The following is a 15,503-nucleotide window of genomic DNA, read 5'->3' on the forward strand; positions in this document are numbered from 1 at the left end:
GTTAAGGGTGTTCAGGACTCCCAGAGGATTTCGTCGTCCACCACGCCGTCTTCGTCAGCGGCTACCACCAGCACCTCGTCCGTGAAGTGGGCGCCCAAGGTGAAGTCCATGACAAAGTAGCGCTCCGGCTGGCCGGGGAAGATGCCCACGTGGCCGAGCTTGAGGGCCTTGAGGAACACATCATTGGTGAGCTGGCTGCGCTCTTCAACGCCAAAGACTTTCTGCAGGTGTTCGTCCTTCAGCGCGCTGCAGTGGAAGTGAAGGTATTCCTGCGGGCTGGTGCCTTCCTGCTCCAGCTCGTCGGCGATCATCTGCCGGACCTCGTCCACAAGTTCGGGAAGGAACCGCAACCGGTAGTCCACTTTGTGCATGGCCGCTTCGTCAAAATGGTCGTGCGCGTTGATGTTGAGGTCGAGTTCCAGCGTATGGCCGCCGAGTTCGTGCTTGGCGGCGACGTTGTGATCCCGGCCGTGGTTGAGTTCGAATTCGCCAAAGTGCCGGCTCGCTACCCTGTTCATATCTTCAACATAGTCCTCTCTTGCAGTCCATTCCAGCGTTGACCCGGTCTTTCAACCCTGGCCTACCAGCGGGAAGGTTCCTGGTCGCCCCGGTTCGGGACGTCCTTGACATCGCGGATCGCCGACGGATCGTGATCCACTACGTTGTCAACGTCCGAGATCAGGACGCCGTCAGGCTCGGCGTTCTCGACCTGCAGTGCATGCTCCGAGGCGTGCCGCGGTTCCGGTTCCGCCGCCATGATGGTATCCACCGCTGCGGTGGAGGGTTCGGGGCTCGGCAGGATCTCCTCAGGCACTGCGGCCCCGGTGGGTGCGTTGCGGCGGCGCAGCATCTGCATCCAGCGCGGGCTGTTGCCAAGGATGCCGTGCTCGGCGAGCTCTTCAACCTCCAGGCCGTAGAAGTCACCGATGTGGTCCACAAGTTGCGCACGGCGTGCACGCTCGTAGGCCCGGCGTTCCCGGCTGAAGGCGATGTAGGTGGACCAGCAGATCAGCAGCATAACCACACTGAACGGCAGGGCAATGATGATCGCCGCCGTCTGGAGCGCCACGAGGCCTCCGGAGATCAGCAGCGAGATGGCCAGGACTGCCGTGATGAGGACAAAAAAGGTACGGATACGCTTCTTGGGATTCACCTGCCCGCCAGTGGCGATCATGCCCATCACGAGCGCGCCTGAGTCTGAGGACGTGATGAAGAAAATGGCGATCAGCAGGATAACGCCGACAGTCAGGACCGGGGTACCCGGAACGTAGGAGAGCATGCTGAACAGGGCGCTGGAAGCACTAACGCTGCCGTCGGCGCCGATCAGGGTTCCGCTGCCGCTTAACTCAACGGCAAGGGCCGTGCCGCCGAGGACGCTGAACCAGAGCATACCGATGACGGTTGGTACCAGGATGACGCCGGCCACGAACTGGCGGACGGTCCGGCCCCGCGAAATACGGGCAATGAAGATTCCAACGAAGGGGGCCCACGAGATCCACCAGCCCCAGTAGAAGGAGGTCCAGGAGGCCTGCCAGGAGGCACCGGCTTCGCCGGAGAAGGCGTTGACGTTAAAGGACAGGGCCGCGAAGTTCTGGACGTAGGCGCCGATCGACTGCACAAATTCGCGCAGCAGGAACGTCGACGGACCGAAGAACAACAGGTAGACGACCAGCAGGCCGGCCAGCACAAGGTTGATGCTGGAAAGCCACTTCATGCCCTTGGTCAGTCCGGAGAGGACAGAGAGCAGCACAAAGAAGGAAATGATGATGATAATAACGATTTCTGACCCGCGGGTCGCCGGTATCAGGTTGATGCTTTCCAGCCCGGCACTGATCTGCAGCACCCCGAGGCCCAGCGAGGTCGCCACACCGAAGAGGGTGCCGACCAATGCGACGACGTCAATGACGTTGCCCCAGGCGCCCTGGACGCGTTTACCCAGGAGCGGCTCAAGGGCCCAGCGGATCGAGACCGGGCGCTTACGCCGGTGGATGGCGTAGGCCAGGGCGAGGCCGATCACCACATAGATGGACCAGGCATGCACACCCCAGTGCAGGAACGTCTGGCTGAGGGCCTGCTGCGCAAGCTCCGACGGCGTCCCGCTCACGCCGGGGCGAGGATTCGCGTAGTGGCTCAGCGGCTCGGTGACACCGTAGAACACCAGGCCGATTCCCATGCCGGCGGCGAACAGCAATGCGAACCACGCCATCAGCGAGAATTCAGGTTCGTCGTCGTCGTGCCCGAGCTTGATATCACCAAAGCGGCTGAAGCCCAGGAACAGGCTGAAGACAACGAAGAAGCTGGTGATGAGGACGTAGTACCAGTTGAAGGAGTTAACGATGTTCGACTGGATGGTGCTGAACATCGCCTCCGCGGCCTTTGGAGCCAACAGCGCAAATGACGCGAAAACGGTCACCAGCACTGCGGCGGGCCAGAAGACCCAGCGCTCAACTATTCGTGGTTTTGGGGTTTCAGACATCCTTCTAGGCTAACCCCCGGGGTCATCCTGCGCCGACCTGAAGCTTCAGTTGCCTGGCTGCGGGCCGGCTGGAACCGATAACCGGGACACTAACCTCGGGCAGGGGCCTGGTTCATGGTATCGGCGAGCAGGTCCACAAACAGCTGCACCCGGGCGGTCTTCTTCTCGTTGATGAGCAGGGCAAACACGTTCCGGGCCAGCCGGATTTCGGGAACGTCCAGCACCACAACGCCGGCCGGCCGGTGCCGCAATGCGAGCTCGGGCACCAGTGCGGCGCCCAGTCCGGCGGCCGCCATTTCGAGGCTGGCATGGAAATCGTCGCTGTGGGCCGCCACGCGCGGATACAGGTTGCAGCCGGCAAAGAGCCGTTCGATCACCACGGCATCGGGGCTCCCGGGGTGGTGCATGATCCAGGGCAGTTCGGACAAATGGTCCGCCGCTACCTTGGCGTCCGTGCGGAACCCCCAGGCCGCGGGCAGCACCACGCGGAAGTTGTCGTCGCCGATCCACTGCCGGTTGATAGTGTGCGGCCAGGCGAGCCCCGACTGGCCCACCTGGAAGACCAACGCCACATCCAGCTCCCCGCCGGTGCGCAGTCCCTGGATGGTCTGGGCCGGCTCGGCCACGGACACCTTGAGGTCGATGCCCAGGTCTTTCCACGCCGGATTCTTCAAGATGCGGGGGAGGACGTAGGTGGCCAGGCTGGGAAAGATTCCCAGCCGCAGCTCCTGGCTGGAGCTGCTGTGTGTCTTCGAGGCTGCCGCCATCAGGGCTTCGATGTCCGTCAGGACCTTCGCGGCGTGCCGGGTCATCACCACCGCGGCTTCGGTGGGGACCACGCTGCGGGCCGAACGCTGGAACAGGACCACACCCGTCTCGCGTTCCAGGGCGGACATCTGTTGCGACACCGCAGACGCCGTGTATCCCAGGCGTGCCGCTGCGGCCGCAAACGAGCCCAGCCGGGTAACTTCGAGGAGAGTCTTCAGATGAACGGGATTTACCAAGGCAGTCCTTCGGTCGGGGCCGCCTGAGCACCGTGTGGTACCGGTTCTGGAAGGCCCGCTTTATTCTGGCACAAAGAATAACTTCAAACTCAGTCATCCACCGGCCCCACGGCGTCGAACTGCCCCTAGAGAGTTTGCACCGAGCAAGTGCACCACGAAGTCCGAGCAGGGGAGCAGAACAGTGTTTTTGGCAGGGAACTCGACCTTCAAGCCGCAGGGACGGCGCATTGCCGTTGTGGGCAGTGGAGTGGCGGGCCTGACGTCCGCGTATGTCCTGAACCGTCACGACAACGTCACCCTCTTTGAGGCGGACAGCAGGCTGGGCGGCCACGCCCACACCCATAACGTTCCGCAGCCGGATGGATCCACCCTCGGCATCGATACCGGCTTCATCGTCCACAACGAGCGGACCTATCCCACCCTGCTGCGGCTGTTCGCGGAGCTGGGCGTAGAGACGCAGGACTCGGAAATGAGCATGTCCGTCCGCTGTGACGGCTGCGGTCTGGAGTACGCCGGGGCCCGTGGGGGCGGCCGCGGGATCATCGCGCGCCCGTCCAGTCTCCTGCGCGGGCGCTACCTGCTGATGCTGCTGGAGGTCATGCGCTTCTACCGCAGGGCCCGGGCGCTGATTGAGGCGGCCCCAACGTCCGACGCCGGTCCTGGTGCGGGCGGCGCGGAGCCCACCCTCGGTGAATTCCTGGCAAAGGAACGCTTCAGCAAGTACTTCATCTCGCATTTCATGACGCCGGTGGTCAGTGCGGTCTGGTCGTGCGATCCCACCACAGCGCTGTCCTACCCGGCGCGGTACCTTTTCACCTTCCTGGGACACCACGGCATGCTGGGCGTCAAGGGTTCGCCGCAGTGGCGGACGGTTACCGGCGGTTCGGGGCAGTACGTGGAGAAGCTGGCCGCCACGTTGCCGGATATCCGGCTTAACAGTCCTGTCACCGGCATCCGGCGCCACGCGCTCGGCGTGGAACTGACCACCGAGCAGGGACTTGAAGATTTCGAGGCAGTGGTCATTGCCACGCACCCGGCCCAGGCCCTGGGCTTCCTCGCGGACGCCACGCCGGCCGAAAAGGAGGCCCTCGGGCAGATGCCGTACTCCGTCAACAACACCGTTTTCCACCGGGACCCGGCCGTCCTGCCCGCCGCGGACAATGCCAGGGCGTCCTGGAACTACCGGCTCCCGGACTGCGAAGCCCGTCCGGACAAGGTGCTGGTCAGCTACGATCTCACCCGGCTGCAGCGCCTGCGGCCGGCGGATGGCCAGCCGTACCTGGTGAGCCTGGGGGAGTCCGAGCTCATCGCGGAGGACCGGGTGCTGGAACATTTGGTCTACGAACACCCCCAGTACACGCCCGAATCACTACGGGCACAGCAGCGTATTGCGGCTCTTAGCGATGACCGCATCGCCTACGCCGGCGCCTACTTGGGCTGGGGCTTCCATGAAGATGGCGCCCTGGCCGGTGTCCGTGCCGCAGCGAGCCTGGGGCGCACCTGGGATACGCCCAGGATGAAGGCGCACAAGCCTGAGCTGCTTTCTGCCTCGGAGGGAGCATGAGCTCAACCGCAGCCATCTACCGCACGTCCATTTCCCACGTGCGCCAGAGTCCGCTGAAGAACGCGTTCACGTACCGGAGCTACAGCTGGTTTGTGGACGTGGACCGGCTCCCCGTTCTGCCCCGGTTCATGCGGCCGCTGGCTGTCTTCCGGGCCGCCGACCACCTGGGCGATCCCGGGGCCACCATCCGCAGCAACGTGGAACGATACCTGCGGACCCGGGGGATGGAGCCCGACGGCGGGGCCATCCGGATGCTGACCAGTGCCAGGGTCTTCGGGCACGTCTTCAACCCGCTCACGCTCTTCTGGTGCTATCGGATGTCCGGGGAGCTGCAGTGCGTCATCGCCGAGGTCCACAACACCTACGGCGAACGCCACTGCTACCTCCTGGAAACGGATCCTTCCGGCCGGGCCAGCGTGCCCAAGGCCTTCTACGTTTCACCGTTCAATGACGTTGACGGGCGGTACAGGATGAAGCTGCCCGCGCCGGAGCAGCGGCTGTCCGTCTCCATCGTCCTGGAGCGGGAGGGGCAGCGGCCGTTCGCCGCGACCATGGACGGGGACCGGCGCCCGGCCACCGTCAGGAACATCCTGGCAGCGGCCGTTGCAGTCCCGGCCGCGCCGCTGCTGGTATCGGCGCTGATCCGTATTCAGGGCATCAAACTCTGGGCGCGACGCCTGCCAGTCATCAAGAAACCACATCACCCCTCACAGGAGGCAGTCCAATGACCATGACCGATGAAAACGGAACAGCCGCGACTGCGGAGGTTTCCGCCGCGAAGCCAGCCGTACGCCACCTGGTGACAGGGCAGACTGCTGGCGGGGTACCGGCGTCGCCGGACACCATTGATCCTGACGTATGGCCCGGTGTTGCCCACGCGCCGTCGGGAACTAAAGCGCTGGTGGCGGGCAAAGCCGCCGGCCTGCTGTTCAAGGCGGCCGTACGACGGCTGCCTCTGCGCGTTGCCTACCCGGACGGTTCAGTGCTGGGCACCGGCGGCCCGGACGCGCCGGTGATGACCATGGTCAGGCCGGCAGCATTCAATCTGCGGATCGGGGACAACGGCCTGATCGGGCTCGGCGAGTCGTTTATGGCGGGGGACTGGGAGGCATCAGACCTGGCCGGAGTGCTGGAGGTGTTCGCCGCGTCCGTGGACACGCTGATCCCCGCACCGCTGCAGGCGCTGCGGACGCTGTACCTGCCGCGGACGCCGCGGCAGGAACGCAATGAAGAACACAACACCCGCAGCAACATCTCGCGGCACTACGACCTCTCCAACGAGCTCTTCTCCAACTTCCTGGACACCACCATGAGCTACTCCTCGGCGCTTTTCCCGCTGAGTGACGGTGCACTGGATTCGGTCCCGTGGGACGCATTGGCGGAGGCCCAACAGGCCAAGATCGACAGGCTGCTGGACAAAGCCGGCGTCGGATCGGGCACGCGGCTGCTGGAGATCGGCACCGGCTGGGGTGAATTGGCCCTCAGGGCAGCAGCCCGCGGTGCCACCGTCTACAGTGTGACGCTCTCCAGTGAACAGCGGGCGCTGGCGCAGGAACGCATTGCCGCCGCCGGCTACGCAGACCGGGTGACCGTGGCGCTGCAGGACTACCGGGCCGTGGAAGGCGAGTTTGACGCCATTGTCTCAGTGGAGATGATCGAGGCCGTTGGTTATGAGTACTGGCCCATTTACTTCCAGACCATCGACCGCGTACTGGCCCCGGGTGGGAAGGTGGCCATCCAGGCCATCACCATGCCGCACGGCCGCATGCTGGCCACGCGCAACGCCTACACCTGGGTGCACAAGTACATCTTCCCCGGCGGCTTCCTGCCGTCCGTGCGGGCCATCGAAAGCGTGACCCAGCAGCACACCACATTGCGGGTTCGGGAGCGGATGGGCCTGGGCGATCATTACGCCGCGACCCTCCGCCTCTGGGAGGAGCAGTTCCTCGCGCGCTCGGCGGAAGTCGGTGGGCTCGGCTTTGACGCAGTGTTCCAGCGGATGTGGCTGTTCTACCTCTGCTACTCACGGGCAGGTTTCCAGTCCGGCTACCTGGACGTGCAGCAGATTGTCCTGGACCGCCGGGAGGCGCAGCTGTAGCAACGGTCCCGCCGGTCGGCCGGTATTAAGCCCGGGCGTGGAAGAGCCTCTCCAATCCCTCTTCGCCTAGCGAAAGTCCGGTGTGGACAAGGTCCGGGTAGCCGTCCGGGAGAGCTTCGTGGGGTTTGAGTTGGTTGGGCCAGTGAGGTGGTTCCCAGTCTTGATGTTCGCTTGCATAGCGCCTGCCCGAGGGGGTAATCCAGCCTGGTGGTTCGGTTTTGGTGGCTGGTGTGGGTTGCCAGCCTCCGTTGTGCCCGAGTTTGTGGTGTTTGGGGCATGGCTGTCCCAGATTGGAGACCCCGGTGGTGCCGCCCTTGGCCCAGGCGAGGATATGGTCGGCCTCGGTGTCCAGTGAGTTGTTGCTGCAGCCCGGGAAGGGACACTTGCCGTCCCGCAGTCGCAACCACTGCTGCATGGCCTTGCTCAGCCGGTAACTGGACCGCCCGATCTCCAGCGGAGCCCCGTCCCGGGGGTCAATCAGGACCCGGTGGAACGAGCCGGCACCGTTCGCCACGAGATCCCGGGCCATCGATGCCGGGATGGGGCCGTAGCCGTCCAGCATCGCTGGCTCATCGGTGGCGCCGAGCAGGGAGAACACCGGGACCGTCACCAGGACTTCGGCCCGCGGCGGCGGAACCTGCCCGGGGTCACTTCCTTCCGCGCTCCCGTTGCTGCCCTGGTTTCCGTTGCCAAGGAGGGCGGTGGCGAGGGCGTCGGCGCGGAGTTGGGTGAGGGTGCGGGGCTCGTCGGGGCCCTGCAAACCGCGTGCGATGGCGGTGGTCCGGTTCCAGATTGCGGCCGCCTGGTCCGCGGGGAGGTAAGCCGAGAGCCAGGCCATCCCGTCATGGTCCGGTGCGTACTCGACGCGACGGTCGAGGACACCTTTCGCGTGGCGCTTCTCGATGCTCTCGGCGTGGTGGCGTTCGCGCCAGGTACGGGCCTTGTGTCGGAACCGGGATGCCGGCATTTCGCCGGCGGGACACCCACTGGCCGAGCCCGGCGCGTCCGGGTCCAGGAAGTGGGCCTCCAGCGCGGCGGCACCGGCCTGGTCAAGGGTGGCGGCTTCGTCGGCCATGACCCGGGCGTGCTGCCAGGAGATGGTTCCGGACTGCAGGGCGGCCATGGTTAACGGCAATGTATTGGTCAGGGCGTGGGAGACCCCCAGGAACGAACCGGCCGCCCGGTCACCGATAGTCAGGGCACACCCAACCTCCGCCGTGACTGCCATTTCCTGCGCCTGGACCGAAGCATCCGGAGGAGCCACCGCCCGGGCAATATCTGCGTACTTCACGGCAGCCCCGGCCTTCACGCCCGCCATCTGTGCATCCACTGCCGCAGCCCCGATCAGAATATCGAGGCAATCCTCGGACAATCCACGCAACGGATCGCCCTCCGCTGAAAGTCCACCGGAACCGTGTTCGTTCACGACACCGGTGAGCATGGCAACGGCCGCGGTGATGTCCGCATATGCCTTTGCCACTGCCTGGTTCCTCATGTATCCATCATGACGAGGGGGTCTGACATTCAAGCGAGACCGCAACTAAAGGCCCGCTCATCCGTCTGCGCACCGGTAGGATTCTTGCGGCGTGCAGGTCAGCGCGCACACTCGGCAAATTCCGGCGGCAAGGACTGATGATGAAGAAGACCACGCGGCAGGCTCCCGACGGCGATACGGGGCAGGGCGCAGCTGCGCGGACCGGGCGGCCATGGAGTGAGCGCCCGTGGACGAGCTCCTACGGGCCAGGTGTCCCGGCGGACCTGGTGCTGCCGAAGGGTTCGCTGGTGGACCTCATGGACACGTCCGTGCGCCGCTACGGGTCCAAGACCGCTTTGGAGTTTTTCGGCGCCGGCACTACCTACCGTGAGCTCGGAAGACTGATCAACCGGGCCGCCGCGGGCCTGAAGAAACTGGGTGTCAAATCCGGCGACAGGGTGGCCCTCGTGATGCCGAACTGCCCGCAGCACGTGGTCGCCTTCCATGCCGTGCTGCGCCTCGGAGCCGTGGTGGTCGAACACAACCCGCTCTACACGGACCGCGAACTGCGGCACCTGTTCGAGGACCATGAGTCCGCCGTCGCGATCGTTTGGGACAAGGCTGTGGAGCGGGTCCGCCAACTGCCGGCCGACGTCGGGCTCCGCACTATTGTCTCGGTGGAGCTCATCTCTGCGATGCCGCTGCCGCAGCGCCTGGCGCTGCGGCTTCCGGTACCTGCCGCCCGCAAGGCCCGTGCTGCCCTCACCGTCGGCAAGGACGAGCCCAAGGGCCGGCCCGCGCCCGGCCCGCGCCCGGTGCTGCCATGGAGGCAGCTCCTCGAAGCTGGGGAGCTCAAGAAGAAACATCCGCGTCCCGGTGCCCAGGACTTTGCCGTCCTCCAGTACACGTCCGGCACCACCGGCTTGCCTAAGGGCGCCATGCTCACCCACGCCAATCTGCAGGCCAATGCCGCGCAGGGCCGTGCGTGGGTGCCCGGGCTGAAGGAGGGTAAGGAGACCGTCTATGCGGTGCTGCCGATGTTCCACGCTTATGGCCTCACCCTGTGCATGACGTTCGCCCTCAGCATCGGCGCGAAGCTGGTTCTGTTCCCCAAGTTCGACGTTGACCTCGTGTTGAAGGCGCTGAAGAAGTCTCCCGCCACGTTTTTGCCTGCCGTACCGCCGATCTATGACCGCATTGCGGCCGCGGCGGCGCAACGCGGCATAGGACTGGAAAGCATCCGCTTCTCCATCTCCGGAGCCATGAACCTGCCCACTGAGACGGTGGAGACCTGGGAGAAAGCGACGGGTGGCTACCTTATCGAAGGCTACGGGCTGACCGAAACTTCCCCTATCGCCATTGGGAACCCCTTCGGACCGAGCAGGAAGCCCGGCACCGTGGGTGTGCCGTTTCCGCTGACAGACATCCGGGTGGTGGATCCGAAGAACGTGGCCCTGGACCGGGCCCCGGGGGAGGAGGGCGAACTCCTGATCCGCGGCCCGCAGGTGTTTTCCGGCTACTGGAACCGGCCGGAGGAGACCGAAGATTCACTGCTCGACGGCGGCTGGTTCCGCACCGGCGACATCGTTTCGGTAGATGATGACTACTTCGTCACCATCCGGGACAGGATCAAGGAACTGATCATCACCGGCGGCTTCAACGTTTCACCCAGTGAGGTGGAGGACGTCATGGCCACCTTCCCGGGCATTTCGGAAGTCTCCGTGGTGGGGTTGCCCCGGCCCGGCGGGGGCGAGGACGTGGTAGCCGCAGTGGTCCCCACCCCGGGGACAACCATCGATCCTGCCGCTCTCCTGGCCTATGCCCGGGAACAGCTGACTGCCTACAAGGTGCCCCGCCGGGTGGTGGTGCTCGATTCCCTCCCGCGTTCGCTCATCGGCAAAGTCCTGCGCCGGGAGATCCGGGACAGCCTCGCAGCGATGGGTTGAAAAGAGCTACAGCATCCGTATGCCGTTGCTCTCATTCTCTAGCCGGAGGGCCACTACATGTAGTGGTCCGGGACTCATTCCGCGCCCTCGGCCACAGGGCGCGACACGCCGCCCCGTATGCGACACGCTGGGGGTTAATTGTGGCTAAGTACTCCACAGGGTGTGGATTTCGTCCGCAAAAATGGCGGGATTCCGGACATTTTGCAAGCGCTTGCCTGTGGATTAAAAGTGCATTAAATGACATACTTGTAATACATCATCTTGGGGTTCCGAAGAGCCGTCTGCACTACATGTAGTATCGACGTACAGCTTGGGCAGGACTAAGACGAGCGAAGATTTCGATAAAGGGGACAGGGACAATGACCGTTACGGTTTACACCAAACCTGCGTGTGTACAGTGCAACGCAACCTACCGCGCGCTGGACAAAAAGGGCATAACTTACCAGAGCGTTGACATCTCCCAGGACGCCGATGCCCTCGAGCGCCTGAAGGCGCTGGGCTACATGCAGGCACCTGTCGTAGTCACGGACCAGGACCACTGGTCAGGCTTCCGCCCGGACAAGATCGAGGAACTGGCACTGTCTGCTGTTTCCTCCGTGGCCTAAGGCCCTGCACTTTTCGCCAGCCGGCAACTTAAATTCGCACACATGAGGTGACTCCCGTGTCAGCACTGGCAGTAGCCAGGGCCCAGGTGGCCCCGTTGCCGCCCGACACCACACAGAGCCAGCTCATCTACTTTTCCTCCACCTCCGAGAACACCAGCCGCTTTGTCGCGAAGCTCGGACGTGAGCTGGCACGGATCCCGCTCCATGCAAAGGATGCACCCCTTCTCGCCACCCGGCCGTACGTGCTGGTAGTGCCGACCTACGGGGGCACCGGGGGAGAGGGCTCCGTGCCCAAGCAGGTGATCCGCTTTCTGAATGACCCGCAGAACAGGCAACTGATCCGTGGGGTTATCGGTGCAGGCAACACAAACTTCGGGGACAACTACTGCATGGCCGCGGACATCATTGCCGCCAAATGCAACGTCCCCCGGCTTTACAGATTTGAACTTATGGGCACGCCAGAAGACGTAGCCCGCGTACACAATGGATTGGACACGTTTTGGACACGACTGTCGCAGACACAGAAGTAACCAGGGCCGAAGGCCAGGGCACCGCCGCTGCCGAAAAGCGGAGTGCCGCCGTCGAAAAGCCCGAGATGCCGGCCGCCTATAAGGGGCTGGGCTATCACGAGCTCAACGCCATGCTGAACCTGTACGGCCCCCACGGAGAGATCCAGTTCGAGGCCGACCGCGAGGCTGCGCACCAGTACTTCCTCCAGCACGTGAACAACAACACCGTCTTTTTCCATGACCTGGAAGAGAAGCTCGACTACCTGGTGAAGAACCAGTACTACGAGCGCGAAACCCTTGACCAGTACACGATGAACTTCATCCGCGAGCTCTACAACCGCGCGTACAAGAAGAAGTTCCGCTTCGAAACCTTCCTGGGCGCGTTCAAGTTCTACACGTCCTACACGCTGAAGACGTTCGACGGCAATCGATTCCTGGAGCGCTACGAGGACCGCGTCTGCATGGTGGCCCTGCACCTGGCCCGCGGTGACGAGAAGCTCGCCCTGCAGATGGTGGACGAGATCATCGAAGGCCGCTTCCAGCCGGCTACCCCCACCTTCCTGAACGCCGGCAAGCGCCAGCGTGGCGAGCTGGTCTCCTGCTTCCTGCTCCGCATCGAAGACAACATGGAGTCGATCGGCCGGTCCATCAACTCGGCGCTGCAGCTGTCCAAGCGCGGCGGCGGTGTGGCGTTCGCGCTGACCAACATCCGCGAAGTCGGCGCCCCGATCAAGCAGATCGAGAACCAGTCCTCCGGCGTTATCCCAGTGATGAAGCTCCTCGAGGACAGTTTCTCCTACGCCAACCAGCTGGGTGCCCGCCAGGGTGCCGGCGCCGTGTACCTGCACGCGCACCACCCGGACATCTACCGCTTCCTGGACACCAAGCGCGAGAACGCGGACGAGAAGATCCGCATCAAGACCCTCTCGCTGGGCGTTGTCATCCCGGACATCACGTTCGAGCTGGCCAAGAAGGACGAGGACATGTACCTGTTCTCCCCGTACGACGTCGAACGGGTCTACGGCATGCCGTTCTCCGACGTCTCGGTCACCGAGAAGTACTACGAGATGGTGGACGATTCCCGGATCAAGAAGACCAAGATCAAGGCGCGCGAGTTTTTCCAGACCCTCGCCGAGATCCAGTTCGAATCCGGCTACCCGTACATCATGTTCGAGGACACCGTGAACCGGGAAAACCCGATCGACGGCAAGATCATCATGTCCAACCTGTGCTCGGAGATCCTCCAGGTTTCCCAGCCCACCACGTACCACGATGACCTGTCCTACGACCAGACCGGCAAGGATATCTCCTGCAACCTGGGTTCGCTGAACATCGCCAAAGCCATGGACAGCCCGGACTTCGGCCTGACCATCGAGACGGCCATCCGGTCCCTCTCGGCAGTCTCGGACATGTCCAACATCACCTCGGTGCCGTCCATCGCCCGCGGTAACGACCAGTCCCACGCCATCGGCCTGGGCCAGATGAACCTGCACGGCTACCTGGCCCGCGAGCGGGTCCACTACGGTTCCGAAGAGGGCCTGGACTTCACCAACATCTACTTCTACTCGGTGGTGTACCACGCGGTCCGCGCCTCGAACCTGCTGTCCATCCAGACCGGGCAGACCTTCGGCGGCTTTGAGAAGTCCAAGTACGCCTCGGGCGAGTTCTTCGACAAGTACACGGACCAGGAATGGGTGCCGCAGACCGAGAAGGTTGCGGAGCTGTTCAAGAACATCCACATCCCCACCCAGGATGACTGGCGCGCGCTGAAGGCTTCGGTCATGGAGCACGGCATCTACAACCAGAACCTGCAGGCCGTGCCGCCGACGGGCTCGATCTCCTACATCAACAACTCCACCTCCTCGATCCACCCGGTGGCGTCCAAGATTGAGATCCGCAAGGAAGGCAAGCTGGGCCGCGTGTACTACCCGGCGCCGTACCTGACGAACGACAACCTGGAGTACTACCAGGACGCGTACGAGCTCGGCTACGAGAAGGTCATCGACACCTACGCCGCCGCCACCCAGCACGTGGACCAGGGTCTGTCCCTGACGCTGTTCTTCAAGGACACGGCCACCACGCGCGACATCAACCGGGCCCAGATCTACGCCTGGAAGAAGGGCATCAAGACCATCTACTACATCCGTCTCCGCCAGCTCGCGCTGGAGGGAACCGAGGTGGACAATTGCGTCAGCTGCATGCTTTAATCTTCAACTAAATCTTGACTGTACGACGGCGGGCGCCCGCCCGCCGTCGTACGCTTAACTTCAAAGAACAACCCAACTTTTAGGGGATGACATGACCGAGAAGGTCAAGCTGCTTAGCCACGTCGAAGCGATCAACTGGAACCGCATCCAGGACGATAAGGACGTAGACGTCTGGAACCGTCTGGTCAATAACTTCTGGCTGCCCGAGAAGATCCCGCTCTCCAACGACGTGCAGTCGTGGGCCACGCTGACTCCGGACGAGCAGCAGCTCACCATGCGCGTGTTCACCGGCCTGACCCTGCTGGACACGATCCAGGGCACCGTCGGCGCAGTTTCTTTGATTCCGGACGCGATCACCCCGCACGAGGAAGCCGTCTACACGAACATTGCGTTCATGGAGTCCGTGCACGCCAAGAGCTACTCTTCGATCTTCTCCACGCTGGCCTCCACCAAGGAGATCGACGAGGCATTCCGCTGGTCCACGGAGAACGTGAACCTTCAGAAGAAGGCCCAGATCGTCATGGACTACTACCAGGGCGACGATCCCCTGAAGCGCAAGGTGGCCTCCACGCTGCTGGAGTCCTTCCTGTTCTACTCGGGCTTCTACCTGCCGATGTACTGGTCCTCACGGGCCAAGCTGACGAACACGGCTGACCTGATCCGCCTGATCATCCGCGACGAGGCCGTGCACGGCTACTACATCGGCTACAAGTTCCAGAAGGGCCTTGAAGGTCTCTCCGAGGAGCGCAAGCAGGAGATCAAGGACTACACTTTCGAGCTCCTCTTCGAGCTGTACGAGAACGAAGTCCAGTACACCCACGACCTCTACGATTCCGTTGGCCTGGCCGAGGACGTCAAGAAGTTCCTGCACTACAACGCCAACAAAGCACTGATGAACCTGGGCTACGAGGCCATGTTCCCGGCTTCCGTCACCGACGTGAACCCGGCCATCCTCTCGGCCCTGTCACCGAATGCTGACGAAAACCACGACTTCTTCTCTGGGTCCGGTTCGTCGTACGTCATCGGCAAGGCCGTCAACACTGAGGATGACGACTGGGACTTTTAGTAGTAGTGTAGATGGACAACGTATTTGGTCCTTTGGACAACCTAGTTGGTCCTCGGTGAGTTTGTGAGCTGCTGTGAGATCGGAAGCTAGTGTCCTGCGCCTGAAATTCGCTTCGTAATTGTAGAATTGCGTATGGCGAACGTTGGACGGCCGAAGGCCCCTCTGGAACTGTCGGATGAAGAGCGGGAGACGCTGTCCCGGTGGGCGCGGAGGGCTAAGTCGTCCCAGTCGCTGGCCACGCGCTCGAGGATCGTGCTGGGCAGCGCCGAAGGCCTGAGCAACGTGGAGGTGGGCGCCCGGTGCGGAGTCGAAGCGCATACCGTGGCGAAGTGGCGGCGCCGCTTCCTGGAGCGCCGGCTGGACGGGCTGGTCGATGATCCCAGGCCCGGCCGACCTGCCAGCATCACCAGTGATCAGGTCGAGGATGTCGTGGTTGCGACGCTGGAATCGACGCCGAAGAACGCCACGCACTGGTCACGGGCGAAGATGGCCGAGCGCTCGGGACTGTCGAAGTCAACGATCGGGCGGATCTGGAAGGCGTTCGAGCTCAAGCC

13 protein-coding genes are annotated in these 15,503 nt (G+C 63.4%); 9 read left to right on the top strand and 4 right to left on the bottom strand.

Translation table 11 applies throughout. From position 1 onward, the window contains the following. Nucleotides 1–11 precede the first annotated feature (11 nt). From DAD99_RS17245 to DAD99_RS17255, 3 genes are all read right to left on the bottom strand, one after another. Nucleotides 12–518: a DUF2004 domain-containing protein gene (locus DAD99_RS17245; RefSeq protein ID WP_193342488.1), complete on the bottom strand. Its 507-nt coding sequence runs from the start codon at nucleotides 516–518 to the stop codon at nucleotides 12–14. A gap of 62 nt (nucleotides 519–580) precedes the next feature. After that, nucleotides 581–2,476, bottom strand: coding sequence for a BCCT family transporter (locus DAD99_RS17250; protein ID WP_193342489.1), 1,896 nt, complete (start codon nucleotides 2,474–2,476; stop codon nucleotides 581–583). A gap of 89 nt (nucleotides 2,477–2,565) precedes the next feature. Next, complete coding sequence (locus DAD99_RS17255) at nucleotides 2,566–3,480, bottom strand: LysR family transcriptional regulator (RefSeq protein WP_193342490.1); 915 nt, start codon at nucleotides 3,478–3,480, stop codon at nucleotides 2,566–2,568. A 187-nt stretch (nucleotides 3,481–3,667) separates the two neighbouring features. On the opposite strand from DAD99_RS17255, the gene DAD99_RS17260 reads away from it, so the two are divergent. Genes DAD99_RS17260 through DAD99_RS17270 form a run of 3 tightly spaced genes read left to right on the top strand, consistent with a single transcriptional unit; the run spans nucleotide 3,668 to nucleotide 7,142 of the window. Next, nucleotides 3,668–5,044 (top strand): NAD(P)/FAD-dependent oxidoreductase, encoded by a 1,377-nt coding sequence (locus DAD99_RS17260; RefSeq protein WP_193342491.1) that lies wholly within the window; start codon nucleotides 3,668–3,670, stop codon nucleotides 5,042–5,044. After that, on the top strand, nucleotides 5,041–5,772 hold the full coding sequence (locus DAD99_RS17265; protein WP_193342492.1) for a DUF1365 domain-containing protein: 732 nt from the start codon (nucleotides 5,041–5,043) through the stop codon (nucleotides 5,770–5,772). The genes DAD99_RS17260 and DAD99_RS17265 overlap by 4 nt, the downstream gene beginning before the upstream one ends. Further along, a complete protein-coding gene (locus DAD99_RS17270; RefSeq protein ID WP_193342493.1) occupies nucleotides 5,769–7,142 on the top strand; it encodes a class I SAM-dependent methyltransferase in 1,374 nt (457 codons plus the stop codon). Before DAD99_RS17265 ends, DAD99_RS17270 begins: the two co-directional genes overlap by 4 nt. A gap of 25 nt (nucleotides 7,143–7,167) precedes the next feature. On the opposite strand, the gene DAD99_RS17275 is transcribed toward DAD99_RS17270, so the two are convergent. Beyond that, the gene (locus tag DAD99_RS17275) at nucleotides 7,168–8,637 is read right to left on the bottom strand and encodes an HNH endonuclease signature motif containing protein (protein WP_193342494.1); all 1,470 of its coding nucleotides are present in this window, start codon (nucleotides 8,635–8,637) and stop codon (nucleotides 7,168–7,170) included. A 140-nt stretch (nucleotides 8,638–8,777) separates the two neighbouring features. On the opposite strand from DAD99_RS17275, the gene DAD99_RS17280 reads away from it, so the two are divergent. The 6 genes from DAD99_RS17280 to DAD99_RS17305 form a co-directional block, all read left to right on the top strand. After that, entirely contained in the window at nucleotides 8,778–10,562 is a 1,785-nt protein-coding gene (locus DAD99_RS17280; RefSeq protein ID WP_375372266.1) for a long-chain-fatty-acid--CoA ligase, read from the top strand. 359 nt (nucleotides 10,563–10,921) lie between these two features. Further along, nucleotides 10,922–11,167, top strand: coding sequence for a glutaredoxin-like protein NrdH (gene nrdH / locus DAD99_RS17285; RefSeq protein WP_009356333.1), 246 nt, complete (start codon nucleotides 10,922–10,924; stop codon nucleotides 11,165–11,167). 56 nt (nucleotides 11,168–11,223) lie between these two features. Then, entirely contained in the window at nucleotides 11,224–11,697 is a 474-nt protein-coding gene (gene nrdI / locus DAD99_RS17290) for a class Ib ribonucleoside-diphosphate reductase assembly flavoprotein NrdI (RefSeq protein WP_375372265.1), read from the top strand. 65 nt (nucleotides 11,698–11,762) lie between these two features. Then, on the top strand, nucleotides 11,763–13,883 hold the full coding sequence (nrdE, locus tag DAD99_RS17295) for a class 1b ribonucleoside-diphosphate reductase subunit alpha (protein ID WP_193342498.1): 2,121 nt from the start codon (nucleotides 11,763–11,765) through the stop codon (nucleotides 13,881–13,883). A 91-nt stretch (nucleotides 13,884–13,974) separates the two neighbouring features. Then, nucleotides 13,975–14,949 carry a class 1b ribonucleoside-diphosphate reductase subunit beta gene (nrdF, locus tag DAD99_RS17300; RefSeq protein ID WP_024368367.1) on the top strand — a complete coding sequence of 325 codons (975 nt, stop codon included), beginning with the start codon at nucleotides 13,975–13,977 and terminating at the stop codon, nucleotides 14,947–14,949. A gap of 132 nt (nucleotides 14,950–15,081) precedes the next feature. Further along, nucleotides 15,082–15,503, top strand: a 422-nt coding sequence (locus DAD99_RS17305) for a helix-turn-helix domain-containing protein (RefSeq protein WP_193341748.1), incomplete at its 3' end; no start/stop codon positions are given.

Origin of the sequence: Pseudarthrobacter sp. AB1, assembly GCF_014926485.1 — a bacterium.
In the GTDB taxonomy this organism is placed as follows: Bacteria; Actinomycetota; Actinomycetes; order Actinomycetales; family Micrococcaceae; genus Arthrobacter.

What these genes read in the sequence shown, in the direction of transcription:
- nrdH (WP_009356333.1), top strand. Translation starts at nt 10,922, where the DNA reads ATGACCGTTACGGTTTACACCAAACCTGCGTGTGTACAGTGCAACGCA.
- DAD99_RS17275 (WP_193342494.1), bottom strand. Translation starts at nt 8,637, where the DNA reads ATGAGGAACCAGGCAGTGGCAAAGGCATATGCGGACATCACCGCGGCC.
- nrdF (WP_024368367.1), top strand. Translation starts at nt 13,975, where the DNA reads ATGACCGAGAAGGTCAAGCTGCTTAGCCACGTCGAAGCGATCAACTGG.
- DAD99_RS17270 (WP_193342493.1), top strand. Translation starts at nt 5,769, where the DNA reads ATGACCATGACCGATGAAAACGGAACAGCCGCGACTGCGGAGGTTTCC.
- DAD99_RS17280 (WP_375372266.1), top strand. Translation starts at nt 8,778, where the DNA reads ATGAAGAAGACCACGCGGCAGGCTCCCGACGGCGATACGGGGCAGGGC.
- nrdE (WP_193342498.1), top strand. Translation starts at nt 11,763, where the DNA reads ATGCCGGCCGCCTATAAGGGGCTGGGCTATCACGAGCTCAACGCCATG.
- DAD99_RS17245 (WP_193342488.1), bottom strand. Translation starts at nt 518, where the DNA reads ATGAACAGGGTAGCGAGCCGGCACTTTGGCGAATTCGAACTCAACCAC.
- DAD99_RS17250 (WP_193342489.1), bottom strand. Translation starts at nt 2,476, where the DNA reads ATGTCTGAAACCCCAAAACCACGAATAGTTGAGCGCTGGGTCTTCTGG.
- DAD99_RS17265 (WP_193342492.1), top strand. Translation starts at nt 5,041, where the DNA reads ATGAGCTCAACCGCAGCCATCTACCGCACGTCCATTTCCCACGTGCGC.